General features: G+C 71.1%; 21 protein-coding genes. 12 read left to right on the top strand and 9 right to left on the bottom strand.

The features are described 5' to 3' along the window. The first annotated feature begins 119 nt into the window (after window positions 1–119). Entirely contained in the window at window positions 120–1,271 is a 1,152-nt protein-coding gene (locus ACWIF2_RS06515; RefSeq protein ID WP_454358997.1) for a M20 metallopeptidase family protein, read from the top strand. A gap of 73 nt (window positions 1,272–1,344) precedes the next feature. Here ACWIF2_RS06515 and ACWIF2_RS06510 read toward each other — a convergent pair whose 3' ends face one another. Continuing rightward, window positions 1,345–3,075 carry a CocE/NonD family hydrolase gene (locus tag ACWIF2_RS06510; RefSeq protein WP_454358924.1) on the bottom strand — a complete coding sequence of 577 codons (1,731 nt, stop codon included), beginning with the start codon at window positions 3,073–3,075 and terminating at the stop codon, window positions 1,345–1,347. 108 nt (window positions 3,076–3,183) lie between these two features. Here ACWIF2_RS06510 and ACWIF2_RS06505 point away from each other — a divergent pair, with 108 nt between their 5' ends. The 4 genes from ACWIF2_RS06505 to ACWIF2_RS06490 all read left to right on the top strand — a co-directional run bounded on the left by ACWIF2_RS06505 (window position 3,184) and on the right by ACWIF2_RS06490 (window position 5,563). Continuing rightward, window positions 3,184–3,936: a TetR/AcrR family transcriptional regulator gene (locus tag ACWIF2_RS06505; RefSeq protein ID WP_454358923.1), complete on the top strand. Its 753-nt coding sequence runs from the start codon at window positions 3,184–3,186 to the stop codon at window positions 3,934–3,936. A 222-nt stretch (window positions 3,937–4,158) separates the two neighbouring features. Then, window positions 4,159–4,761 carry a hypothetical protein gene (locus ACWIF2_RS06500; RefSeq protein WP_454358922.1) on the top strand — a complete coding sequence of 201 codons (603 nt, stop codon included), beginning with the start codon at window positions 4,159–4,161 and terminating at the stop codon, window positions 4,759–4,761. Beyond that, window positions 4,758–5,156, top strand: coding sequence for a YybH family protein (locus ACWIF2_RS06495; protein WP_454358921.1), 399 nt, complete (start codon window positions 4,758–4,760; stop codon window positions 5,154–5,156). Before ACWIF2_RS06500 ends, ACWIF2_RS06495 begins: the two co-directional genes overlap by 4 nt. Before the next feature lie 32 nt (window positions 5,157–5,188). Beyond that, a complete protein-coding gene (locus tag ACWIF2_RS06490; protein ID WP_454358920.1) occupies window positions 5,189–5,563 on the top strand; it encodes an amphi-Trp domain-containing protein in 375 nt (124 codons plus the stop codon). A gap of 18 nt (window positions 5,564–5,581) precedes the next feature. On the opposite strand, the gene ACWIF2_RS06485 is transcribed toward ACWIF2_RS06490, so the two are convergent. Next, window positions 5,582–6,571, bottom strand: a complete 990-nt coding sequence (locus ACWIF2_RS06485; RefSeq protein ID WP_454358919.1) for a helix-turn-helix transcriptional regulator — start codon at window positions 6,569–6,571, stop codon at window positions 5,582–5,584. A gap of 100 nt (window positions 6,572–6,671) precedes the next feature. Here ACWIF2_RS06485 and ACWIF2_RS06480 point away from each other — a divergent pair, with 100 nt between their 5' ends. The 3 genes from ACWIF2_RS06480 (at window position 6,672) to ACWIF2_RS06470 (ending at window position 10,780) form a co-directional block, all read left to right on the top strand. Next, on the top strand, window positions 6,672–7,067 hold the full coding sequence (locus ACWIF2_RS06480) for a RidA family protein (protein WP_454358996.1): 396 nt from the start codon (window positions 6,672–6,674) through the stop codon (window positions 7,065–7,067). Window positions 7,068–7,333: 266 nt separating this feature from the next. Continuing rightward, window positions 7,334–8,962, top strand: a complete 1,629-nt coding sequence (locus tag ACWIF2_RS06475; protein ID WP_454358918.1) for a PucR family transcriptional regulator — start codon at window positions 7,334–7,336, stop codon at window positions 8,960–8,962. Window positions 8,963–9,319: 357 nt separating this feature from the next. After that, window positions 9,320–10,780 (top strand): amino acid permease, encoded by a 1,461-nt coding sequence (locus tag ACWIF2_RS06470; protein WP_454358917.1) that lies wholly within the window; start codon window positions 9,320–9,322, stop codon window positions 10,778–10,780. Window positions 10,781–10,832: 52 nt separating this feature from the next. On the opposite strand, the gene ACWIF2_RS06465 is transcribed toward ACWIF2_RS06470, so the two are convergent. Continuing rightward, window positions 10,833–11,888, bottom strand: a complete 1,056-nt coding sequence (locus ACWIF2_RS06465) for a helix-turn-helix domain-containing protein (protein ID WP_454358916.1) — start codon at window positions 11,886–11,888, stop codon at window positions 10,833–10,835. A 101-nt stretch (window positions 11,889–11,989) separates the two neighbouring features. On the opposite strand from ACWIF2_RS06465, the gene ACWIF2_RS06460 reads away from it, so the two are divergent. The 4 genes from ACWIF2_RS06460 to ACWIF2_RS06445 all read left to right on the top strand — a co-directional run bounded on the left by ACWIF2_RS06460 (window position 11,990) and on the right by ACWIF2_RS06445 (window position 16,948). Continuing rightward, a complete protein-coding gene (locus tag ACWIF2_RS06460; RefSeq protein WP_454358915.1) occupies window positions 11,990–13,807 on the top strand; it encodes an ABC transporter ATP-binding protein in 1,818 nt (605 codons plus the stop codon). Further along, a complete protein-coding gene (locus tag ACWIF2_RS06455) occupies window positions 13,804–15,519 on the top strand; it encodes an ABC transporter ATP-binding protein (protein WP_454358914.1) in 1,716 nt (571 codons plus the stop codon). Before ACWIF2_RS06460 ends, ACWIF2_RS06455 begins: the two co-directional genes overlap by 4 nt. 363 nt (window positions 15,520–15,882) lie before the next feature. Beyond that, window positions 15,883–16,029, top strand: a complete 147-nt coding sequence (locus ACWIF2_RS06450; RefSeq protein ID WP_454358913.1) for a hypothetical protein — start codon at window positions 15,883–15,885, stop codon at window positions 16,027–16,029. A 511-nt stretch (window positions 16,030–16,540) separates the two neighbouring features. Then, window positions 16,541–16,948, top strand: a complete 408-nt coding sequence (locus ACWIF2_RS06445; RefSeq protein ID WP_454358912.1) for a hypothetical protein — start codon at window positions 16,541–16,543, stop codon at window positions 16,946–16,948. Window positions 16,949–17,406: 458 nt separating this feature from the next. Here ACWIF2_RS06445 and ACWIF2_RS06440 read toward each other — a convergent pair whose 3' ends face one another. From ACWIF2_RS06440 to ACWIF2_RS06415, 6 genes are all read right to left on the bottom strand, one after another. Continuing rightward, a complete protein-coding gene (locus ACWIF2_RS06440; RefSeq protein ID WP_454358911.1) occupies window positions 17,407–18,081 on the bottom strand; it encodes a CoA transferase subunit B in 675 nt (224 codons plus the stop codon). After that, on the bottom strand, window positions 18,078–18,833 hold the full coding sequence (locus tag ACWIF2_RS06435) for a CoA transferase subunit A (RefSeq protein ID WP_454358910.1): 756 nt from the start codon (window positions 18,831–18,833) through the stop codon (window positions 18,078–18,080). Before ACWIF2_RS06435 ends, ACWIF2_RS06440 begins: the two co-directional genes overlap by 4 nt. Before the next feature lie 13 nt (window positions 18,834–18,846). Then, entirely contained in the window at window positions 18,847–19,611 is a 765-nt protein-coding gene (locus ACWIF2_RS06430; protein ID WP_454358909.1) for an SDR family oxidoreductase, read from the bottom strand. A gap of 17 nt (window positions 19,612–19,628) precedes the next feature. Next, window positions 19,629–20,411, bottom strand: coding sequence for an SDR family NAD(P)-dependent oxidoreductase (locus ACWIF2_RS06425; protein ID WP_454358908.1), 783 nt, complete (start codon window positions 20,409–20,411; stop codon window positions 19,629–19,631). After that, window positions 20,408–21,379: a fumarylacetoacetate hydrolase family protein gene (locus ACWIF2_RS06420; RefSeq protein ID WP_454358907.1), complete on the bottom strand. Its 972-nt coding sequence runs from the start codon at window positions 21,377–21,379 to the stop codon at window positions 20,408–20,410. Before ACWIF2_RS06420 ends, ACWIF2_RS06425 begins: the two co-directional genes overlap by 4 nt. Before the next feature lie 105 nt (window positions 21,380–21,484). Beyond that, the gene (locus ACWIF2_RS06415; RefSeq protein WP_454358906.1) at window positions 21,485–22,423 is read right to left on the bottom strand and encodes a VOC family protein; all 939 of its coding nucleotides are present in this window, start codon (window positions 22,421–22,423) and stop codon (window positions 21,485–21,487) included. Window positions 22,424–22,427: the final 4 nt, after the last annotated feature.

The following is a 22,427-nucleotide window of genomic DNA, read 5'->3' as shown; positions in this document are numbered from 1 at the left end:
GTCCTACGGAGAACGCACTCGCACGACGCACGCTGCTGGCCGGCATGGCCGCGGCGGCCGGCACGGGAACGGTATGGGGTACCGCGGGCACGGCCGCCGCAGGTGGGCGCGGCGGACCGTTGGGGCAAGGGCCGGTGGACGCCGAGGTGGCGCGTCTGGAGGACGGGTTGATCCGGCTCCGGCGGGACATCCACCGGCATCCCGAGCCGCCGGGGGAGGAGCGTCGTACCGCCGGCGTGGTCGCCCGGGAGCTGCGAGCGGCCGGGCTGGCCGTCACCACCGGAGTGGGCGGGCACGGCGTGGTCGGCGTCCTGCGCGGCGCGCGTCCCGGCCGGACGGTCGCCTATCGGGCGGACATGGACGCGGTACCGCCCAAGGACATCGTCGGGGGCGGCCGGGCCGTTGCCCACCTCTGCGGGCACGACATCCACACGACCGTGGCCCTCGGCGTCGCGAAGGTCCTGGCGCGGCTGCGGCGGCGGCTGAGCGGCACGGTGGTGTTCCTCTTCCAGCCCGCCGAGGAGAGCCTCTCCGGAGCCCGCGCCATGATCGAGGCCGGCGTACTGGAGCGCACCCGCGTCGAGGAGATCCACGCGCTGCACTGCGGGCCCTTCCCCGTAGGCCGGTTCGCCGTGACCCCGGGCTACGGGATGCCGGGCCAGGACAAGGCGGAGCTGACCCTCCAGGGCCCGGACGCGCCGGACGCCGCACGGCGACTGGCCGCCGGGATCGGCGCGCTCGCCACGGTGCCGCCGCCGCAGACACCCGCGGACATTGAGCGGATGGTCACCGACGCCCAGACCCCCGACGGTCCGCTGGCGCGCTTCGTGGCCCTTCGGGCCTCGGCGCAGGGGGCCGACGTGAGCGTGTCCTACCGCTGCTGGCCACAGGAGCGGTACACGGAGGTACGCGATCACATCCGCCGGCTGGCCGCGCCCTACCCGGGGGCCGAAGTCCGTTTCCCCGCCGAGCCGTTCCCCGCCCTGCTGTGCCCGGAGCCGGACGCCCGCGCCCTGGCCCGGCACCTGCGCCGGCGACTGGGCGGCGACCCGGTCACCACACTCCATGCCGCGTTCCCGCCCTTCAGCGGTGAGGACTACGCCCTCTACCTGGACCGCGTCCCCGGCACCTACACCTTCCTCGGCGTCCGCGCCCCGGGCACTCCCATCACCGCTTGCTACCCCCACTTCCCCGACTTCGCCCCGGACGAGCGGGCCATCGGCATCGGGGTACGGGCGATGGCGGGGTGGCTGGGGGAGCGGACCCGTTGAGAACCAGGAGTGCCCACGGCCGCCAGTCCGACCACTCACATGCGAGCGTCCGATCCGGGTGCTGCCCCGCCGTTCACACGGCCCCGGACCCCTCGGGAAGCACCAGCGTGGAACCGTCGTGCAGAGTGATGCGTATCGCCGTGAAGTCGACGGCGTCCACCCCCGACTTGCCGGTCCCCGGGTTGCGGGCGTACCGCGGATGCGCACCCCCGCTGACCTGCCAGCGGATCCGGTGCCCGGCCGGGAATCGGTAGGCGGTGGAGCTCATCCGAACGGTGACCTGCGCGGGCTCTTCCCCCACCGTCGCCGCCTGGGCCAGCCCGTCGCAGACGTTGGTGGAGCGGCCCCGCGCGTCCACGTCGCACAGGCGGCTGAAGACATCGGCGTACCCGGTGTCCGTGGAGACACTCAGCCGAGCGGAGACCGGACCGATGACGTCCACGGCCTCGGCCAGCGGCGGGCTGGTGAACGTGAGTACGTCCTCCCGCCCCTCCAGAGCGCTGTTGTCACGGGCACCGGCCGTCCCGGACAGCAGCGGACCGCCGATGGACGGCGTGGGGTCGGCCGGGTCGTAGCGAAGGGACGCGAGGGGTGCGGACCCCGCTCCGTCGGTGGGAGCCGTAGGAGCTCGCCGGTCGAGACGCCCGTCCGCCGCGGGAACCCATGAGGTGGTGCCGGGGGAGGTTGTGACGGAGGCAGCCGGACCCGACGGCCAGTCGTCGAGGTCCCGCCACACGCCCTCGCCGCCGACGTGCACGCGCACCCGCGTGGGACGCAGCCCGGAGGGATCACCGCACAGGTGCGCACGCAGCCACGCGAGGCTCTCGGCGAAGACCTCGGGCCAGCCCTGCTGCATGGCCGAGGTATGGGTCCAGGGACCGACCAGCAGGGCGGTGTCGCATCCGGCCTCGCGCAGCCGGGCGTACTGCTCGAAGGTCTGGTCGGCCAGGGCGTCGTGCCACCCGGTGACCAGACTCGTGGGGACGCTCAGCCCCTCGGCCGCCCGCGCCAGGGACGCGCCGTCCCAGTACGGGGCGTCGGCGTCCGGGTGCGTCATCACGTCGTCGAGCCACGGCACCTCCCCGAGAGCGGAGGCGTGCGCCCCGCGCAGCGGCCGCGCCATGACGATGTCGCGCATACGGCGCTGCAGCCGCAGCGTCGCCTTGGCGACGGGCATGATCCCCTGGTGCTGGTACGTCATGCCCAGGCCGACGAGCAGGGCGTGCTCCAGCCGCAGGGCACCGTCCGCGTAGAACAGGGCGTACGGGTCGTGCAGCCCGACCTGCACCACCATCGCCTTCAGCTCCGGCGGCGGGTCCAGGGCGAGGGCCCACTGCACGTACCCCAGGTAGCTGGGCCCGATGGTCCCCAGCGCCCCGTTGAACCAGGGCTGTTCGCGCAGCCAGGCCACGGTGGCCCGGCCGTCGGCGGCCTCGTTGCGCCACAGATCGAACGCACCGCCCGAGCCGCCGGTGCCGCGGCAGCTCTGCAGGATCACATGGAAGCCCTGCTCGGCGAAGAGCATGCCGTACTGCGGTGACCAGGGCAGACCTCTGCCGTACGGCGAGCGCACCAGCAGGGTGGGGAAATCGGCGCCCGTGTCCGCACGGGGGAAGTAGTGGTCCGTGACCAGCGGACTGCCATCGGCGGCCGGCACCGCCAGCCCCGGCTCCCAGCCGACGTCGTACCGCTTCTCCGGCAGCCCGCGCCAGATCGCCCTCATCATCCGCGAGGACAGCGGCGGCTTCCGGGCGGGCGGCGTCCAGGCCGGCTTCGCCGCGGGGTCGTGGGTGCGTGAGGCCATGGTCGGTCCCCCTCCTCGATTTTCCGTACGTTGTACGAGAATAGAGGATGCTTGGATGGCGACGACAGTGGCCCTCGGCGAACCCTCGACGGACAGGAGTGCGAAACCGTGACGCGTGAGGACGGTTCCGGCACCCCGGCCCACGACCCGCAGCAGCTGTGGCTGAACCACCAGCAGTCCCAGTCCCAGTCCCAGTCCCAGTCCCAGTCCCGGTCCCGTAGAGGTCGTAGACCTGCCTTCAGCCGGGAGGCGATCACGACGGCCGCGGTGGCCCTGGCCGACGCGGAAGGCCTGGAAGCGGTCACCATGCGGCGCGTCGCCGCACAGGTCGGCGCCGGGGTCATGTCGCTCTACAGCTACGCCCCCGACAAGGACACGCTGCTGGAACTGATGATCGACCACGTCAGCGGCGAACTGCCCGCGTCGGCCGCCCTCACCGGCGACTGGCGCACCGACCTGAAGACCGTCGCCCACCTCCAGCGCGCCAACATGCTGCGCCACCCCTGGCTGCCCGGCGCCCTGTCCACCCGCCGCAGCCTCGGCCCCAACACCCTGGCCTTTCTGGAACACGCCCTCGCCGCCCTGCGCCCCACGGGCCTGGACGGCGCGGCCAAGCTGGAGATCTTCGCCCAGCTCACGGCCTTCGTCGCCGGACACGTCAGCCATGAACTCACCCAGGCGGCAGCGGCCGGCTCCCCCGACCGGGCCGCGGCCGAGGCCCGCTACCTCGCGACCGTCGCCGCGGACGGCCACCACCCGGAACTCGCCGAAGCCCTCTCGGCCCCGGCCCGCCCCCTGACCCCCGAGGCCACGTTCAACCGCTTCCTCAACCGCTTGATCGACGGCGTGGGCACGGACTGAGCCCTTCAGGGCGGATGCGGCACTCGGCTGCCCCCCTCTGGGCGCATGCCCCATCCCCCGCACGGCGGAGCGAGTCGACCCCTCGGTCCGATCCTCGACGCTCTCGGGACTGCGACGCTCATGACGGACCCGGCCGGCCACCAGCCCACCGAACCGAGGACCCAGGACCCAGGACTCAGGCCTCAGGACTCCGGACTCAGGACCCAGGATCGAGGACCGCGCATGCAGCCGCTCCCGCACGCCGAGAACCCGACAGCGCCCCGCACCGGGCGACTCCGCACCGCCTGGCAGGCGGCCCACCAGCCCGCTGCCGGGGTCCCTCGCCGCCTACAACTACTCGCCTACGCCGTACCGTTGGCCGTCCTGCCCTCCGGCATCTGGCGCCTGCCCGCCTTACTGGACGACGGGACCGGCCCCGGCGAGCAGGTGTACATCGTCTTCCTGTCGGTCCTCTCCGAAGCCCTCGCGTTCACGGCGATCGGGCTGATCGCCCGCTGGGGCGAGGTGTTCCCGAGCTGGGTACCTCTCCTCCGGGGCCGCCGGGTGCCGGTCAGGGCGACGGTCATCACGTCGGCCACCGCCGCCACGATCCTCACCCTCGGTACCGCCCTGACCCTCGTCACCCAGATCCTGGGCACCACGATCCGCGGCGACGCCCTGCCCGCCAACTCCCCCGGCGAGATCGGCGGCTGGGAGACGGCCTGGTTCTACGCCTGCTACGCGCCCCTGATCCTCTGGGGCCCGCTGCTGGCCGTACTGACCGTCGCGTACGGGAAGCGCCGCCGAGTGGCGCCCTCGATCAACAGGCGCATGATGAAGGCATGACCGACCGCGACGACTTCCTGGCGTGGGTCAGGACCGCCCTGTACGAGGCGGAGCGGGCGCTGCACAACGGTGATGCGGCCCCCCGCCGGGCACTCTGGTCGCGCAACGAGCCCGTGAGCGTCATGGGGGCCTGGCGCGACGCCTACGGCCAGCAGGAACTCGACAAGCTCTTCACCACCCTCGGAAAGAGCTTCTCCCACTGCACCTCTTACGTGTTCGAACCGCAGGCGTACGACGTCTCCGGGGGCATGGCCTACACGGCCGGCCTCGAACACGTCTCCGCCTCCGTCGACGGAGAGCCCCGCACCTACACCCTGCGAGCCACCCAGCTGTACCGCCGCGAGGACGGCGAATGGAGGGTGGCCCACCGCCACGCCGACCGAGTCACCGACTGACTGCCGCCATTCCTGCCGGATCGGAGACACGCATGACAGATCTCAAGTTTGAGCAGAAGCGCTCCCTGTCACGCCTGGAGGCGGCCGACCAGCTCACGGCACTCGCAACCGCCCTGCGAGAAGGCGGCGACGCCGAACTGGAACTCAGCTCCGGAACGCTGAGCCTGCGCATCCCCGACGACCTCCACAGCGAGATGGAGGTCGAGATCGACAACGGGGAGATCGAGCTGGAAATCGAACTCAAATGGCCGACCACCCCGAAGCGAAGCAAGCCCCCAGCCAAGGCCGCCCGGAAGAGCCCGCCGAGCCCGAGTACGAGCAAGCCCAAGAGCACAAAGCGGTCGGCCACGAAGAAGTCGGCTACGAAGACGTCGGCCACGAAGAGGTCGGCCACGAAGAAGCCCTGAGCCGACGGAAGGTGAGACCTACTGCCGCAGGGACGAGTCCGAGTCTGCGTAGCGGGCGGCAATGGCGGTGGCGCGGTCGCGCAGGGATGCGCGCAACGACTGCGGCGCGAGGGCTTCCGCGTCCGTGCTGAGCCGCCACAGCGCCCATTCGGCGTGTCGTGAATCCTGGAAGGTCACCTCCAGCCGCAGCCAGCCGTCCGTATCGGGCATCTCCGCGCGCACGGCCAGCGCGGTGTCCAGCAGCTCCTCCCGCCGCGCCGGGCTCACCCGGACCAGCACGGTGACGTGGTCGCCGCCGGCGAGGAACCGTGCGGAACGCTCCCGCCAGATCCGGTCCAGATCGACCCGATTCGGCCGCTGCGCCGCTTCGGGGAGTTCCTCGGCGGCCAGCACCCGCGACAGCCGGTAGGTGCGGTCCGTGCCGGATCTGGTGGCCAGCAAGTAGCCCCGGTCGCGTACGGTGACCAGGCCGATCGGATCCACCGTGCGCCACTGCGGTGCATGGCCCGTGGCCGCGTAGTGGATGCGCAGCTTGTGTCCGGCGAGCACCGCGCGCCGGACCTCGGTCATGGTGGTGTCGGGTACCTCGTCAGTGACCAGCCGGCGAGAGAGCAGGTCGGTCTCCGGGTCGATGAGAAAACGCTGGGCCGCGTCGCTCGCGGTGCCCCGGTGGCTTTCGGGCAGCGCGTCGGCCACCTTGCGCATGGCCGATGCAAGCGCCGAGCCGAGGCCGAACACCTGCTCGCCACGCCCCGATCCGGCAGTCAGCAGGGCAAGAGCCTCATCGTGATTCAGCCCGGTGAGCTCGGTCCTGAAACCGGGCGACAGCGCGAAGCCGCCGTACCGGCCCCGTTCGGCGTAGACCGGGACGCCGGCCGCGGACAGCGCCTCGATGTCGCGCAGCACCGTGCGGGTGGACACCTCCAGCTCGCGGGCCAGGGTGTCCGCGGTCAGCCGACCGCGCTGGCGCAGCAGCAGCACCAGTGAGACCAACCGGTCGGCGCGCATGCCAGAACGCTAATGGAATACATGACCAAGGGTGTCATGATTTGTTGGGAGGCTCGTTGCCACGACGCGAAATCGAATCGACTGTGGAGCTGACGTGGCAATGGAACGTACGGCGGTCAACCCGGTGAAGTGGTCCGTGGAGCTGGGGTTCAACCAGGGCGAGGTCGTCTCCGGGCACACCCGGACCCTGTACATCTCGGGACAGACCGCGATGAGCCCCGACGGCAAGCCCCAGCACGACGGTGACATGGCAGCGCAGTTGGCGCTGAGCATCGACAACCTGGAGGCGGTGCTCGGCGAGGCCGGCATGTCGCTCGCGAACCTGGTCCGGCTCAACGTCTACACGACCGACGTCGATCTCCTCCTCCCGCACTACGGCACGCTGGCGGCCCGTCTGGGCACCGCCGCGGTGGCCCCGACCACCACGATGCTCGGGGTGACCCGCCTGGCGATCCCCGGCCAGCTGATCGAACTCGAGGGCACCGCCGTCGGCTGAGGCGCCCTCGCCGACCTTCTGGGCCGCGCTGATCAGGAGCCGCGCCCGCCGCTTCGGGTCCTCGGTGAGCTGGGCGGCCCGCTCACAGGCGGCGGACGCGGAGGCCATTTCCTGGCGGCTGTCGGCCCACTCGGCGACGAGCTCCAGTTCGTCGGCGACCCGTTCGTCCGGGCCCGGCCCGCGGTCCGCACATGCTCCACGGCGGTGCTCGTCGCCGGACAGATAGCATCAGGGCTCCGGCATGGCTCCCAGTAAAGGCGACGATCATGGATCCGGCCGAGATGACCCCGCTTCCCGCGAGCATCAGCCTGCGCGAGTTGCTGATGGCTCTGGGCGATTCGCTGGTGGAGGTGCAGGCCGCTCCCGCCGGACTGGACGTCGAGATCCGTGGCGTGGCCCTGCTCGATCCCGAGGAGGCGCCGACCACCCGGCCGGGCGAGCTGGCCCTCGCCATCGGTGCCCGTGGCCGAGCCGCTTATCCCGCGCTGCGGGCCGCCGGGCGCGACGGTGCCGCCGGCGTCGTGGTCAAACTGGACGGTCCCGGCCAGGCCGCGGCTCTCAGCGAGACCGCCACCGAGGCCGGGGTCGCCCTGCTCTCGTTGCGCGGCGACGCACGCTGGGAACAGGTGAACGCGCTGGCACGCGCCGCCCTCGACGACGCGCCGCCGGGGCACATCGGCGAAGCCGAGGAGAGCGACCTGTTCTCACTCGCCCAGACCACCGCCATCCTCACCAGCGGCATCGTCAGCATCGAGGACACCGCCAACCGGGTGCTGGCGTACTCCCGCTCCACCGACTCCGACGAGATCGACGACCTGCGGCGGCGGTCCATCCTCGGCTGGCAGGGACCGGAGGCTTACCTGGCGAAGCTGCGCGAGTGGGGTGTGTTCCAGCACCTGCACTCCAGCGACGAGGTGATCAGCATCGACAGTCACCCCGAGCTGGGGATCCGCCGTCGGCTCGCGGTGGCCATCCGGTCCGGGGAGCGGCAGTTGGGGACCATCTGGGTGCAGGAGGGTTCGACACCGCTGTCCGAACGCTCAGGCCAGGCACTGCTGGGTGCCGCCCGGGTCGCCGCGCTCCATCTGGTGCGCCGCCGCCGGGAGCTCTCGGAGAACCTGACGTTCACCCGAACCCTGCTGGCCGGACTGCTGGAGGGGAACACCGGACCACAGCCGCTGGCCACCCACCTGGGATTCGACGCGACCCGCCCGGCTGCCGTCCTGGGCTTCTCGTACGGAACCGCGGAGGTCGTCGCCGCAGCGGAGCTGACCCATGCCGAAGTCACCAACCTGGTCTCCGTGCACATAGCCGCCCGGCACCGCAGCGCGCTGGTCACGCAGGTCGATCCCCGCATCTACGTGCTCCTGCCCCAGTTGCCGCGCGGCGTCGACATAGACACGCTGCGCGGCTGGGGTCAGGAGATCACCGACGCCGTACGCCGACACCTGGGCCTGCCGCTGCGTGGCTCGGTCGGTTGCGTGGTGTCCACGCTCGGCGACGTCACGGAGTCGCGCCGGGAGGCCGACCGCATCCTCGATGCCATGCTGGGAGCCGACGTACACACCGCGGTCGCCGCGTTGCCGGACATCCAGTCGGAAGTACTGGTCAGTGAAGTGCTGACGCTGCTCTCCGGCCATCCCGAGATACGGGATCCACGGCTGACCGCCCTTGTCGCCCACGACAGCCGGCACCAGGGCCGCCTGGCGGAGACCCTGCTGACCTACCTGAATTCCTTCGGCGACGTACGGGCGGCCGCCGCCCAGCTGCATGTGCACCCCAACACGCTGCGCTACCGCCTTCGCCGGGCCGAGGAGCTGACCGGTCTCGACCTGAGCCGTCCCGACCAGCGTCTGCTTGCCATGCTCCAGCTGCGCCTGCCGCCCGGCAGCTGATCCCGCTTCCCCTTCGCATTGTGGGGCCGTACAGCCATCGGCGACGACTTCGTCGTACTGGACAAGCCCACCGGCCCATGACTCCCCATACGCTGGCGCAAATCTCCTCCCGCAAGTGAAACGGACCGCCTCTCATGAGGAGGCGGAGCGCAGCGCGGACGTGCGGTGACGACCCCATCACCCGTACGGCATCCGGATACCGCGCCCCGCACCCTGAACGCTTGCGGAACCTTCAAGGCCATGGCCCTCCCCCCTGCCATACCGGCCTGCTCGTCTCCGCCGTCGAGGCGATGCCCCAGCAACCACGGCAGCCACTCCCCACACGGCTTCCCCACCACTCAACGGATGGATGTCGACATGACCACACGTCCCCCAGCTGCTCCGGCCCCTGACACCGCCCCACCCGCCGACGGTCATTCCCCGGAGCAGGCAGGCCTGAAGGCCGGTCTCAAGAACCGCCATCTGTCCATGATCGCCATCGGTGGTGTGATCGGCGCCGGCCTGTTCGTGGGCTCCGCCTCCGGTATCGCCGCCGCAGGGCCCGGCATCCTGCTGTCGTACGCGCTGGTCGCGGCCCTGGTCGTGTTCGTGATGCGGATGCTCGGCGAGATGGCCGCGGCCTACCCGACCTCCGGCTCCTTCTCCGCTTACGCGGACCGGGCGCTGGGCCGCTGGGCCGGGTTCTCGATCGGCTGGCTGTACTGGTTCTTCTGGGTCGTCGTGCTCGCCGTGGAGGCGACGGCGGGTGCCGTGATCCTGGAAGGGTGGGTGCCGGCCGTGCCGCAGTGGGCCTGGGCGCTGATCGTGATGGTGGTCCTCACCGCCACCAACCTGATCTCGGTCGGTTCCTTCGGCGAGTTCGAGTTCTGGTTCGCGGGCATCAAGGTCGTCGCCATCGGCGGCTTCATCGTCCTCGGCGGCCTGGCGATCTTCGGTGTGCTGCCCGGCACCGACCACGCCGCGACCGGCTTCGGCAACCTCACCGAACACGGCGGCTTCCTGCCGAACGGCGGCGGAGCGATCCTCACCGGCATCCTGCTGGTCGTCTTCTCCTTCATGGGGAGCGAGATCGTCACCCTCGCCGCCGCCGAGTCCCCGGACGCGCGGCGGGCGGTCGCGAAGGCCACCCGGAGCGTGATCTGGCGGGTCGGCGTCTTCTACATCGGCTCGATCCTCGTCGTGGTCTCCCTGCTGCCCTGGAACGACCCCGCGATCGAGAAGAAGGGGTCGTACGTCGCGGCCCTGGACACGATCGGCATCCCGCACGCCGGCGAGATCATGAACTTCATCGTGCTGACCGCCGTGCTGTCCTGTCTCAACTCCGGCCTCTACACCGCCTCCCGTATGGCCTTCTCCCTCGGGCAGCGCGGCGACGCCCCGCGGTCCTTCGTACGGACGAACGCGCGAGGAGTCCCGCAGCCCGCGATCCTGGCCTCCGTGGCCTTCGGCTTCGTGGCGGTCGCCTTCAACTACCTGTGGCCGGACACGGTGTTCCAGTTCCTGCTGAACTCCTCCGGTGCGGTGGCGCTCTTCGTGTGGCTGGTCATCTGCTTCTCGCAGCTGCGGATGCGGGGGATCATCCTGCGCGAGAACCCGGAGAAGCTCGTCGTCCGGATGTGGCTGTTCCCGTATCTGACGTGGGTGACGATCGCGATGATCTCGTTCGTGCTCGTCTACATGCTCACCGACGACAAGGAGGGCGGCGGACGGAGCCAGGTACTGCTCTCCGTGCTCGTGGCCGCTCTGGTGATCGCGATCTCACTGGTCCGGGAGCGGAGGCGCCCGGAAAGCGCCAAGGACGCGGGCGCGCTCCGGTAGCAGCCGCGCACCCTTGTCGGGCCTTCCGAATGCCCCGGACCACGATCGGTCGTCACCCGGAGTCCCCCGCATCGGCGGCGCGAGCGGGCCGCCGGCCCGGGTGACAGGACCGTACATCCGAACTCGTACTCCGCACATCCGTACTCCGCCCGGGAACCCGTCCACCTCGGGCATCTCCGCCGGTGGCCGGCGGCGGTGGCCGGTGCGGCCCGTCGAAACGGGAGGCCGGGGCATCGCCCCACCGTGCCGAGAGGCGCGGCACGTGGTCCACCCACGCCAGGTCGGCCGACGCGACGAGCGACTGGCCGGCCACGGTCGCGGGGGTCACACCGGTGAACGCCACGACGTCCCGGTGCAGATGCGACTGGTCGGCGTAGCCGCAGTCCGCCGCGACCCCGGCCGCCTCCTGGCCCCCGGCCAGGCGGGTGGCGGCCCAGTCGAAGCGGACGAGCTTCACGGCGCGCTTGGGCGGCAGGCCGAGCTGCGCGTGGAAACGGGACCACAGGCGCTTGCGGCTCCAGCCCAGCTCGTCGGCCAGCCCCTCGACCCGCACCTGGCCGTGCCCGGCGACGATACGGTCCCAGGCCCAGGCCAGTTCCGGCTCGATGGCGGGCCCCGCGGCGGGCATCCGGGCGAGGAACGCTTCGACGAGCGCGAAGCGTTCCTCCCACGAGGCGGTCCCGGCCAGCCGCTCGCGCAGCCGGGCTGCCCGCCGCTCTCCCCACAGGTCGTCCAGGGCCACCACGGAACTCTCCAGCTCGGCAGGCCCCACGCCCAGCACGGCACGTGCGATGGCGGGCGACAGACGCACCTGCATCCACTCGACGTTCGCGGCCCGCACCCGCGCCGCACCGCCGACACCGAACCCGAGCCCGGTGACAAGGCTGCCGCGGTGCTGCCGCCCCGTCGACTCGTCGATGCCCAGCGCCGCCTCGCCGCAGGGCAGTGCCAGCGTCAGCACGGGGTGCGGGTCGAGCCGGTGGTCGACCGGAGCAGGGCCGCGGTCGCGCAGCCCCGCCAGGACGACGCCGGGTACGCGGCCGGGCCGGGCCGGGCGCGTGACCTCCCACACCGGGGCAACGACGCGCCGACGCACGGCAGTTGACATGCTTCCATGCTACGGCCCGCCCGGATGCTCCGTCCGGACGGAACATCCGGACGGAACATTTCTCCAATCCAGCGGGCCGCAGCCGCCGCGAAGGTGAGCGCATGACTTCCACCGGAACCACCGCGCCGCCACCACCGGGCGTGGCCCGTCTGTTGCGCCCGTACGCGGGCGGCTTCGCCGTCGTCGTCGTCCTTCAGGTCATCGGCGCCGTCGCCGGCCTGGCGCCGCTGCTCGCGGTCGTCGAGCTCGGCCGTACGTTGCTGGCGCCGGGGCCGGCCGACGACGAGCACGTGCGCGACGTCGTGATCGCGGGCGCGGCAGGGCTGCTCGTACGGCTGCTGTTCACGGCCGCCTCGTCCGGCGTCGGGCACCTCCTCGACACCCGGGTGCAGCTGTCGCTGCGCCGGCGACTCGCCGCGCGGCTCGGGCGGATGCCGATCGGCCGGCTGGCGCGGCGGCGCAGCGGGGAGCTGGCGAAGCTGGTGGGCGAGGACGTCAGTGCCGTGCACCCGCTCATCGCCCACACGCCGGGTGAGCTGGTCTCCGCCTTCGTGGTGCCGCTGGTCTCGCTCGGCTACCTCTTCACCGTGGACTGGCGGCTGACGCTGATCACGCTGATCCCCGTGCTGCTGGCGGTCGCGCTGGTGCCGCTGATGATGACCCCCACGCGGCTGCGCGAGCAGAAGGAGTTCGACGCCGCCATGGGGCGGATCTCGGCGTCGGCGGTCGAGTTCGTGCAGGGCATCGCGGTGGTGAAGGCGTTCGGCGGGTCGGAGCGGGCGCACGGCAGGTTCCGTGCGGCGGTGGGCGACTTCACCCGGAGCTTCTACCGGATGGTGCGCGGTCTTTCCGGGGTCGCCGCCGGGATGCAGGTGGCGCTGTCGCCGCCGTTCGTGCTGCTGGCGGTGCTGGTCGGCGGCGCGTACCGGATCACCGGGGGCGGACTCGCCCCGGCGGACCTGCTGCCGTTCCTGCTCCTCGGCCTCGGGCTGACCGCGCCCGTGGCCGCGCTCGGGCACGGCTTCGACGACCTGCAGGCCGCGAGGCGCGCCGTCGGCCGCATCCGGGACGTACTCGCCGAGCCGCCGCTGCCCGAGCCCGAACGGCCGGTGGCACCCGAGGGACACCGGGTGGAGCTGCGGGACGTCCGCTTCGGGTACGAGGGTGCCGAGGCCGGGCGCGAGGTGCTGTGCGGGATCGACCTGGTGCTGGAGCCGGGGACGATCACCGCCGTGGTGGGGCCGTCCGGCAGCGGCAAGTCCACGCTGGTGCAACTGCTGCCGCGGTTCTACGACCCGACGCACGGCTCCGTGCTCCTCGGCGGCGTCGACCTGCGTGAGGTGGGCAGCCAGGAGCTGTACCGGCGGGTGTCCTTCGTCTTCCAGGACGTCCGGCTGCTGCGCGCCTCGGTCGCGGACAACATCGCCCTCGCCGTCCCGCACGCCGACCGCGACGCCGTTGTCCGCGCCGCCCGCCGGGCGAGCATTCACGACCGCATCCTCGAACTGCCCCGCGGCTACGACTCGGTGATCGGCGAGGACGCCCGCCTCTCCGGCGGCGAGGCGCAGCGCGTCTCGATCGCCCGCGCCCTGCTCGCGGACGCCCCCGTCCTGGTCCTCGACGAGGCCACCGCCTTCGCCGACCCCCAGACAGAGCAGGCGGTGCGCGAGGCGCTGGCGCAGGACCGGGAGAAGCGGACGACGCTGGTCATCGCCCACCGCATGGAGACGATCGCCGACGCCGACACCGTCGTGATGCTGCGCGAGGGCGAGATCGTGGAGCGGGGCACGCTCGCGGAACTCCTCGCACGAAACGGCGCGTTCGCCGAATTCTGGAAGATCCACGCCGGTGCCGGTGCCGGTGCCGGTGCCGGTGCCGGTGCTGGTGCCGGTGTCAGGGAAGGGGAAGAGGCCCGATGATCAGCACACTGCTGCGTGTGCTCGGCGACGAGTACGCCGGGCCGGTGCGCCGCACCGTCGCCCTGATGACGGCGACCGCCCTCGCCGAGGGACTGTCGTACGCCCTGCTGGTGCCCGTGCTGCGCGCGCTCTTCGGCAGCACACCCGAGGACGCCCGGCCCTGGCTGGCCGCCTTCGGCACGGCGGTCGCGGTCTACGCGGTGCTGCGGTACATCAGCGACCGCTCCGGGTTCCGCGTGGGCACGACACTGCTGCACGGCATGTACGAGCGCCTCGGCGAACACCTCGCCCGGTTGCCCATCGGCTGGTATCAACCCGGCCGCACCGGCGAGGTGTCCGTCCTCGCCAGTCAGGGCGTGTTGCGGGCGATGAGCGTGATCGCGCACCTGCTGGCGCCGTTCATCTCCGCCTGTGTGACGCCGTTGACGATCGTCGCCGTGATGCTCGCCTTCAACTGGCAGCTGGGGCTCGCCGGCTTGGCTGCCGTGCCGTTGGTGGCCGCGGTCCAACTCCGCGCAGCCCGCGCGACGACGGCAACCGACACGGAACGAGTGGAACGCGAGCGCGAGGCCACCGGCCGCGTCATCGAGTACCTCCAGGCCCAGCCGGTGCTGCGCGCCGCCGGCCGCACCGGCGAGCGATTCGGTCTGCTGGACGACTCCCTGAACGAACTGCGCCGCGCCTCGCGCCGCTCCACCCTCTCTGCGCTGCCGGGTGTGCTGGGTCTCGCGGTCACCGTGCAGACGGTGTTCACCGCGCTGCTCGCACTGGGCGCGTACCTCGCCCTCGGGGGAAACATCGGCGCGGCCGAGGTATTGGCAATCCTGGTGCTCGCCGCCCGCTGTGCCGACCCGCTGCTGTCCCTCGCCGAGATGGGTGGCGGCATCCGCGCCGCCCGCGCCGAACTCACCCGCCTCGACGACGTCCTCACCACCGAGCCGCTGCCGGAGCCCCGCGCGCCGCGCGAACCGTCCTGCCACGACGTCGAGTTCGACACGGTCACCTTCCGGCACGGCGACCGCGTGGTCGCAGACGGGGTGACGCTGTCCGTACCCGAGGGCGGGCGCCTCGCCGTCGTCGGGCCGTCGGGCGCGGGCAAGACGACGCTGCTGCAGCTGCTCGCCCGCTTCTACGACGTCGACGCGGGCGCGGTCCGGATCGGCGGCGTGGACGTACGGGAGATGGACACCGCGGCGCTGATGGCGCGGATCGCCATCGTCTTCCAGGACGTCTACCTCTTCGACGGCACGATCGAGGAGAACGTGCGCCTCGGCCGCCCGGACGCCACCGACGCCGAGGTACGCGCCGCGGCCGCCGCGGCCCGTCTCGACGAAGTGATCGAGCGGCTCCCCGGCGGCTGGTCGACGGACGTGGGCGAAGGCGGGGCACTGCTGTCGGGCGGCGAACGGCAGCGCGTCTCCATCGCCCGCGCGCTGCTGAAGAACGCCCCGATCGTCCTGCTCGACGAGGTCACTTCGGCCTTGGACCCGGTGAACGAGGCGGCCGTGCACGCCGGCATCGAGCAGCTGATGACGGGCCGGACCGTGGTGCTGGTCGCCCACCGCATGGCGACCGTACGCCGGGCCGACCGAGTGGCCTTCCTGGACGCCGGGCGAGTGGTCGAACAGGGCCCCCACGAGGACCTGCTGCGCCTCGCCGGCCGGTACGCCGCGTACTGGGACCTGTCCCTGACGGGGGCGGCGCGGGACTGAGCCCGGCGCCCTCGACGACACGACCTTGGGCTCGGGCTCGGGCTCAGGGAAGACTGCCCACAGCTCGCTGACGGCACGCACCCCACACCGCGTGCGAAACGCGGGCCGCTCGACTAGCAGACGGGTCCCCAGACCATGATCGGCCCGGGGCGCTGGTGCCCCCGGGCAGGATTCCAACCTGTGACGCCCGCTTGGAGTTCGATCACTGCGTGGCACTGCCAGGGAGTCGCCTGGCCACGCTGGCCGTGCCAGACCGTCTGGGAGTGCTGGCGTCCGGCGCCGTTGATCTCACTTGTGGATGTCAGAACGGGACCATCGCGTGCGCTCGCTGACACGATGGTCCCGTGGTTCAAGCAAGCCGAGATGACTTCGGCCGGCCAACTCCACCAGTACAGCTGGGAGCACCTGGAGGCCGAGCACGGCTTCCTGACAGACCAGGCGATCGATCCTGAAGAGGATCCACTGGAGGCCATCCCAGCCGAAGAGTTCCAGCGGGTGTGGACGCGTTGAGCGCGCTGAACAACCACTTTAGGAGAGAGACTGGGGCAATGGGTCGGTGACCTGCTGCTTCGTGGACCGATCTGGCGGGCACGGACGCACCCGACAGTCCCCCTTGGTGACCGCTGCTGACCCCTGGATCAAGTCCCTGGGCCCTGAGAAGGTCCCGCAACCGGGTCCACAGGTCGTAGTCGCTGGTCCGCAGGAGATCGGTGTACTGAACGACGATGCTCGACACCATGACCCCATGATCGGTCCGGAATGCGGCGAAGGAAAGCCGACCGCTGAGAAGCTGGCGGTAGACCATCAGCTTGGGAAGCTGAGGTGATCTACGGGTGGTTGCTCGGCTGACCTGCACGGGAGCGCTGCTGGTGTCCGTCCCCTCGCCGAGCCTGTCCCCGGTGTCCCCCGTGGTTCCCCGCACGATCTGGCACACGTCTGACACGGGCGGCCGGTGACCGACATCCACTGTTAGCCTCATACGACTCTGACCACTACTCACCATAAAACCAGGGGGATTGAATTGAGCATCAAGCGAATCGTTCAGGGCGGAATGTCCGCACTGGCCATGGGCGCTGTCGCGGTGGCCATGGTGCCGGGCTCGGCGCAGGCGGTGGACTGGGACCACGGACCGCTGTACGACAGGGGCAAGCACGCGGCGGCCTACATCGAGGAGCGCGGCGACTACCTCAGGGTCTGTGACACCAAGAGCGACGGCAAGAAGGCGTGGGTGAACGTCTTCGACTACTACAGCGGCGACCTCCTGTACAGCCTCACCGACACGAAGAACGACGGTAAGTGCAGCTACCGGGACGCCTCGGACGGCGGCAAGTACAACCTCGCGGAAAACCACAAATTCGACGTCATAGTCTCGCATGAGCCCTCGGATAATTCGGGCTCTTACCACTTCCAATTCCTCAACGATCACTAATTACAATATTGTGACGGGCCATCAGCGATACTGATGGCCCGTCGGTGAGCTCTCCGCCTTGTCCAAGAGACTCATCCTCGATGGCGTACCGGACTTCCACGCCGAAGCGCGGGCCGTCGCCCCATGCTCCGTGATCATCTCGTGCCTGCACAGGCATGTGGGGACTGGTCGGGGAGTCCTGCCGTGCTGGAGTGTTCCTCGTGAGCGACCGCCAGCGGCTCGCCCCAAAGTGGCTGCCTAAAGCCGCGGAGCCGACCGCCCCAGCCACAGAGGGTGTCTCCCCGCTTCATGCCCGAAGCCGCCGAGCGCGCCGCGCCCGCGCCGTGGGCGGGCCTTGATCTGTCAGCACATGACCAGCGACCGTGACCGGCCCATCGCCGATCGGCGGCCCGGCCGCGTTCGGGCAGTGGTGACGGGCCGCTGCCCGAACCTGCGAGCGGGGTCGCGGACGACCGCGTTCAGCGGGCAGCGGTGACGGCGTCGGTCCGCAGGGGCGCGGCCGTCTTCGCGGTGATCTCGTCGAGGGTGATACCGGGTGCGGTCTCGACGACGGTGAGGCCGTCGGTTGTGACGTCGAGGACTCCGAGGTCGGTGATGACGCGGTGGACACAACGTTCGCCGGTCAGCGGCAGGGTGCACTCGGTCAGGATCTTCGGGCTGCCGTCCTTGGCGGTGTGCTCCATCAGGACGATGACCCGGCGGGCGCCGTGGACCAGGTCCATCGCCCCGCCCATGCCCTTGACCATCTTTCCGGGGATCATCCAGTTGGCCAGGTCACCGCGTTCCGACACCTGCATGGCGCCCAGCACCGCGGTGTCTATGTGACCGCCGCGGATCATGCTGAAGGACAGGGCCGAGTCGAAGAAGGAGGCCCCCGGCAGGACGGTGACGGTCTCCTTGCCCGCGTTGATGAGATCCGGGTCGACCTCGTCGGCGGTCGGATAACGGCCGGTGCCGAGGATGCCGTTCTCCGAGTGCAGCACCACCTGCACGCCGGGCGGGAGGTGGCCGGGGACGAGTGTGGGCAGGCCGATGCCGAGGTTGACGTAGGAGCCGTCGGTGAGTTCGGCGGCGGCGCGGGCGGCCATCTGGTCGCGGGTCCAGCCGCGAGGCGTGTCCATCGTCGTGCTCATGCTCGTACCGTCCTCTTCTCGATCTGTTTGTCAGCGGCCTGAGCGGGGGTGAGCTTTACGATCCGCTGGACGAAGACGCCGGGGAGGTGGACGGCGTCGGGGCTCAGCTCGCCCGGTTCCACGAGCTCTTCGACCTCGGCGATCGTGATCCGGCCGGCCATCGCCGCGAGCGGGTTGAAGTTGGCGGCGGCGCGGCGGAAGACCAGGTTGCCGTGCCGGTCCCCCCGCCAAGCCCGGACGAGGGCGAAGTCGGTGGTGATGGCGTGCTCCAGGATGTGCGGTCGGCCGTGGAAGTCGCGGGTCTCCTTGGGTGGGGAGGCCACGGCGACCGAGCCGTCCGCCGCGTACCTCCACGGCAGACCGCCGTTCGCGACCTGGGTGCCCACACCGGCCGGGGTGTAGAACGCGGGGATGCCCGCGCCGCCGGCGCGCAGCCGCTCGGCCAGTGTGCCCTGCGGCACCAGCTCCACCTCCAGCTCGCCCGACAGGTACTGGCGGGCGAACTCCTTGTTCTCGCCCACGTAACTGCCCGTCACGCGGGCGATCCGGCCGGCGGCGAGCAGCACGCCCAGCCCGCGGCCGTCCACGCCGCAGTTGTTCGACACGACCTGCAGGCCGGTGGCGCCCTGTTCGTGCAGGGCCCGGATCACCACTTCGGGGATGCCGCTGAGGCCGAAGCCGCCGACGGCCAGAGACGCGCCGTCGGCAATGTCGGCGACCGCCTCGTCGGCGTTCGCGCTCACCTTGTTCACGGAAGTGGCCCTTTCAGCTGGGGAGTACGGACGACCGGCCGCCGTCGACGACGAGGTCGGCGCCGGTGATGTGGCCGCCTCGTCGGAGGCGAGGAAGACGGCCCCGTTGGCGACCTCCTCGGGGAGCCCGACGCGGCCGAGGGAGATGTGGCGGGCGATGGTCCACAGGGGATGGTCGTCGGCCGGCGGGGTCGCCGCGCGTGGCCTCGGTGTCGATCACCCCGGGCTGACGCAGGTGGCGCGGATGCCTTACGGGGCGCCTTCGGCGGCGAACTGCCGGGTCATCGCGATCACCGGGCCCTTGGACGCCATGAGGGAAGGCCGTCCGCTGGTTGGTGAGCGAGCCGGTCAGGCTCGCTGGGGACCCCGTGGTGACGATGCAGGTGCGACTGCGCACCCGGTGGGGCCAGGCGACGTGCGCGGCCGGCCATACCGAGTCCAGCTCGGCGCGCATCGTGCAGCCGAAGTCCTCGTACGGCTGGGTGTCGACGGCACCGAAACGGACGGCGTCGGCGTCGGCGTCGGCGCTGGCATAGAGGATGTCGACGCCTCCGAAGGCGTCCGCGGCCTCCTCGACCCAGGCGCGGACGGAGTCCTCGTCGGTCGCGTCGAGCGGGCCGGGGGTGAGGGCCGTGCCGCCCGCCTGCGCGACGAGACGCTGGGCCTTCAGCTCGGACTCGTGCCGCAGGTCGCCGCCGACGACGATCGCGCCCTCGGCCGCGAACCGCAGCGCTGCCGCGCGCCCCTGACCGCTGGCCGTGCCCGATATCAGGGCCACCTTCCCTTCCAGCCGTTTCAATGCCCCTCCGGATTCGAAGCAGCCGAATCCACAGCAGCCGAACCCAGAGCGTCAGAGATGGACTTGACGCCGCCGTGCGCGGTAAGTCCGCCGTCGACCGGGATCTCGGCGCCGGTGATGAAGGAGGACTCGTCGGACAGGAGGAAGACCACGAGCGGGGCGACCTCGTCGACCGTGCCGGTGCGGCCGAGAGGGGTCTCGCGGATGTTCGCCTCGCGGAAGGCGGGTGCGGCGGAGGAGGTCATCTCGGTCTCGATGAAGCCGGGGTGGATCGTGTTGACGCGGATGCCGCGCGGGCCGAGCTCCGTGGCAGCGGTCTTCGACAGGCCGCGCAGTGCCCATTTACTGGTCGTGTAGGCGACCGGGTAGTGGCCGCTGAGCGCGGCGGTGGAACCGACGTTGACGATGGACGAGCCGGGCGGCATCAGCGGCGTCAGGTGCTGGATGGCAAGGAGCGGGCCGGTGACGTTGACGGCGTGGACGCGGGTGAAGTCGTCGGGGGTCACATCGCCGAGGCGGGCGCGCCAGGTGATGCCCGCGTTGTTGACGAGGCCGTGCACCTGGCCGTACGACTCCTGCAGTTCGGCGGCCAGCTCCGCCCAGTGCTCCTCGTCGGTGACGTTGAGGCGGCGGCAGCCGGGGGCCTCGGTCACGTCGGTGGCGATGACGCGGGCGCCCTCGCGGGTCAGGGCCTCGGCCTCGGCGGCGCCCTGGCCGCGCGCGGCGCCGGTGACGACGACGACCTTGCCGAGGAGTCTCTTGGGGTGCAGGTCGTTCACGGCCGCTCCCGGGTGCGGCGCCGGGCGGTCGGCAGCGGCTCGGGCTCCCTGCCCGCGACCACGGTGTTGGAGACGGTGCCGATGCCCTCCACGGTGAGGGTGACGGTGTCGCCCGGCTTCAGCGGGGGCGGGGACTGCTCGCCCCGGACGCCCCACAGCTCGGCGAGACAGCCTCCGTTGCCGCAGGTGCCGGAGCCGAGCACGTCGCCGGGGCGGACGACGGTGCCGCGTGAGGCGTAGGCGACCATCTCCTCGAAGGTCCAGCTCATGTTGGACAGCAGGTCCTTGCCGACGACCTCGCCGTTCACCGAGGCGGTCAGCGCCAGGCGCAGAAAGCCGTCGGTGTCGCGGTACGGCTCCAGTTCGTCGGCGGTGACCAGGTACGGGCCGAGGGTGGCGGCGGTGTCCTTGCCCTTGCACGGGCCGAGGCGGACCTGCATCTCGCGGGACTGCAGGTCGCGGGCCGACCAGTCGTTGAAGACCGTGTAGCCGATGATGTGGTCCCGTGCCTGCTCCGGCGTCAGGTCCCGCCCTTCCCGGCCGATGACGGCGGCGACCTCCAGCTCGAAGTCGAGGACCGCGCTGCCCGGCGGCACCGGGACGTCGTCGTGGGCGCCGATGACGGCGTACGGGTTGGTGAAGTAGAACGTCGGGGCGTCGTACCAGGCTTCGGGCACTCCGCCGACGCCGTCAACGGACCGCCGTACCCCTTCGACGTGCTCCTCGAAGGTGACGAAGTCCCGCACGGTGGGCGGCTGAAGCGGTGGCAGCAGCCGCACCTCGGACACGTGAGGGCCCGGCGGGACGTCCAGCGTGGCGGCTCCGGCGCGCAGGAGTGCGTCGAGTCCGTCGCCGCAGCTGATCAGCTCCGTGAGCGAGCGCGCCCCGGGAACCGGGTGGAGGGTGCCGTCGTCCTGCACGACGGCGACCCGTCGCTGGTGTCGATGTTCATAGGTGGCGAAACGCATGCACGGCTCCAGGCTCCGGCGGTCTTCGACAGCGGTGGAAACCGGGGAGGCGGCAAGGGCGTCAGGGCGGTGACAGGGCCACCGCGTCCCCGGGGTTCGAGGGGGTCAGACCGGCGGGGCCACGAAGCAGCCGCGGTCGACGTCGTTGAACGACTCCTTGGCGACCAGCTCGTTCATCGGGTTCGCCGTGCCCCACTGGTCGGTGACCTCGGGCTGGGAGAAGTCGTAGACGTGGGGGTGCCAGGTGTCCTCGTCCAGCAGCTCCAACTCCGTCGTGTACTCGATGGTGTTGCCGTGCGGGTCCAGGAAGTACGTGAACGTGTTGTCGCCCGCCAGGTGCCGGCCCGGACCCCAGACCTTCTTGAAGCCGGCGCGGATCACGCGGCCGGAGCCGCGCATGTACTCGTCCAGGCCGCGCATCTCGAAGGAGACGTGGTGCAGGGAGGTGTGCGGGCCCTTGGCGATGGCCATGGAGTGGTGCTGGTTGGAGATCCGCATGAAGTGCATGACGTCACCGACGTGCGGCGAGCTGAGCGTGTCGGAGTGGCGGAATCCGAGGTGGGTCTCGTACCACTCACGGGTCCTGTCCAGGTCCGGCGAGTTCAGCACGACGTGCGACAGCTTGACCGGGATCGACTCCTTCTCCTCGATCTTGCGGTGCCGCCGTATGTCCACATCGGCGGACACTTCGATGGTGCGGCCGTCGACGTCGAAGAAGCGGAAGCCGTAGCCGCCACCGGGTGTGTCGATCTTGCCCGGCTGAGAGATCAACCGCACGCCCCCCGCGAGGAGTTGTTCGGCGAGGGTGTCCACGTCCGCGGTGGAGCGGGCGCCGTAGGAGACGAGGTCGAGGCGCTTCTCCTCGGCCTTGCGCAGCCGCACCACGTACTGTTCGGGGCTGCCCTCGGCGGCGAGGAAGGAGATGCCGGAGTCCTCGGCGACCTGGGTCAGGCCCCAGACGCCGGCGTAGAAGTCGAGCTGCTTGTCGTAGTCGGGCACGGCGAGGTCTACGTGCCGCAGATGGGTGAGCAGGCGGGCGCTCATGGTG

Source organism: Streptomyces sp. NPDC055506 (genome assembly GCF_053643595.1).
This window is presented reverse-complemented; position numbering and strand designations above follow the sequence as displayed.

Excerpts from the sequence above, each read along its gene's own strand:
- ACWIF2_RS06510 (WP_454358924.1), bottom strand. The coding sequence starts at position 3,075 with ATGGCCTCACGCACCCACGACCCCGCGGCGAAGCCGGCCTGGACGCCG.
- ACWIF2_RS06500 (WP_454358922.1), top strand. The coding sequence starts at position 4,159 with ATGCAGCCGCTCCCGCACGCCGAGAACCCGACAGCGCCCCGCACCGGG.
- ACWIF2_RS06495 (WP_454358921.1), top strand. The coding sequence starts at position 4,758 with ATGACCGACCGCGACGACTTCCTGGCGTGGGTCAGGACCGCCCTGTAC.
- ACWIF2_RS06490 (WP_454358920.1), top strand. The coding sequence starts at position 5,189 with ATGACAGATCTCAAGTTTGAGCAGAAGCGCTCCCTGTCACGCCTGGAG.
- ACWIF2_RS06485 (WP_454358919.1), bottom strand. The coding sequence starts at position 6,571 with ATGCGCGCCGACCGGTTGGTCTCACTGGTGCTGCTGCTGCGCCAGCGC.
- ACWIF2_RS06480 (WP_454358996.1), top strand. The coding sequence starts at position 6,672 with ATGGAACGTACGGCGGTCAACCCGGTGAAGTGGTCCGTGGAGCTGGGG.
- ACWIF2_RS06475 (WP_454358918.1), top strand. The coding sequence starts at position 7,334 with ATGGATCCGGCCGAGATGACCCCGCTTCCCGCGAGCATCAGCCTGCGC.
- ACWIF2_RS06470 (WP_454358917.1), top strand. The coding sequence starts at position 9,320 with ATGACCACACGTCCCCCAGCTGCTCCGGCCCCTGACACCGCCCCACCC.
- ACWIF2_RS06465 (WP_454358916.1), bottom strand. The coding sequence starts at position 11,888 with ATGTCAACTGCCGTGCGTCGGCGCGTCGTTGCCCCGGTGTGGGAGGTC.
- ACWIF2_RS06460 (WP_454358915.1), top strand. The coding sequence starts at position 11,990 with ATGACTTCCACCGGAACCACCGCGCCGCCACCACCGGGCGTGGCCCGT.
- ACWIF2_RS06455 (WP_454358914.1), top strand. The coding sequence starts at position 13,804 with ATGATCAGCACACTGCTGCGTGTGCTCGGCGACGAGTACGCCGGGCCG.
- ACWIF2_RS06450 (WP_454358913.1), top strand. The coding sequence starts at position 15,883 with ATGACTTCGGCCGGCCAACTCCACCAGTACAGCTGGGAGCACCTGGAG.
- ACWIF2_RS06440 (WP_454358911.1), bottom strand. The coding sequence starts at position 18,081 with ATGAGCACGACGATGGACACGCCTCGCGGCTGGACCCGCGACCAGATG.
- ACWIF2_RS06420 (WP_454358907.1), bottom strand. The coding sequence starts at position 21,379 with ATGCGTTTCGCCACCTATGAACATCGACACCAGCGACGGGTCGCCGTC.
- ACWIF2_RS06415 (WP_454358906.1), bottom strand. The coding sequence starts at position 22,423 with ATGAGCGCCCGCCTGCTCACCCATCTGCGGCACGTAGACCTCGCCGTG.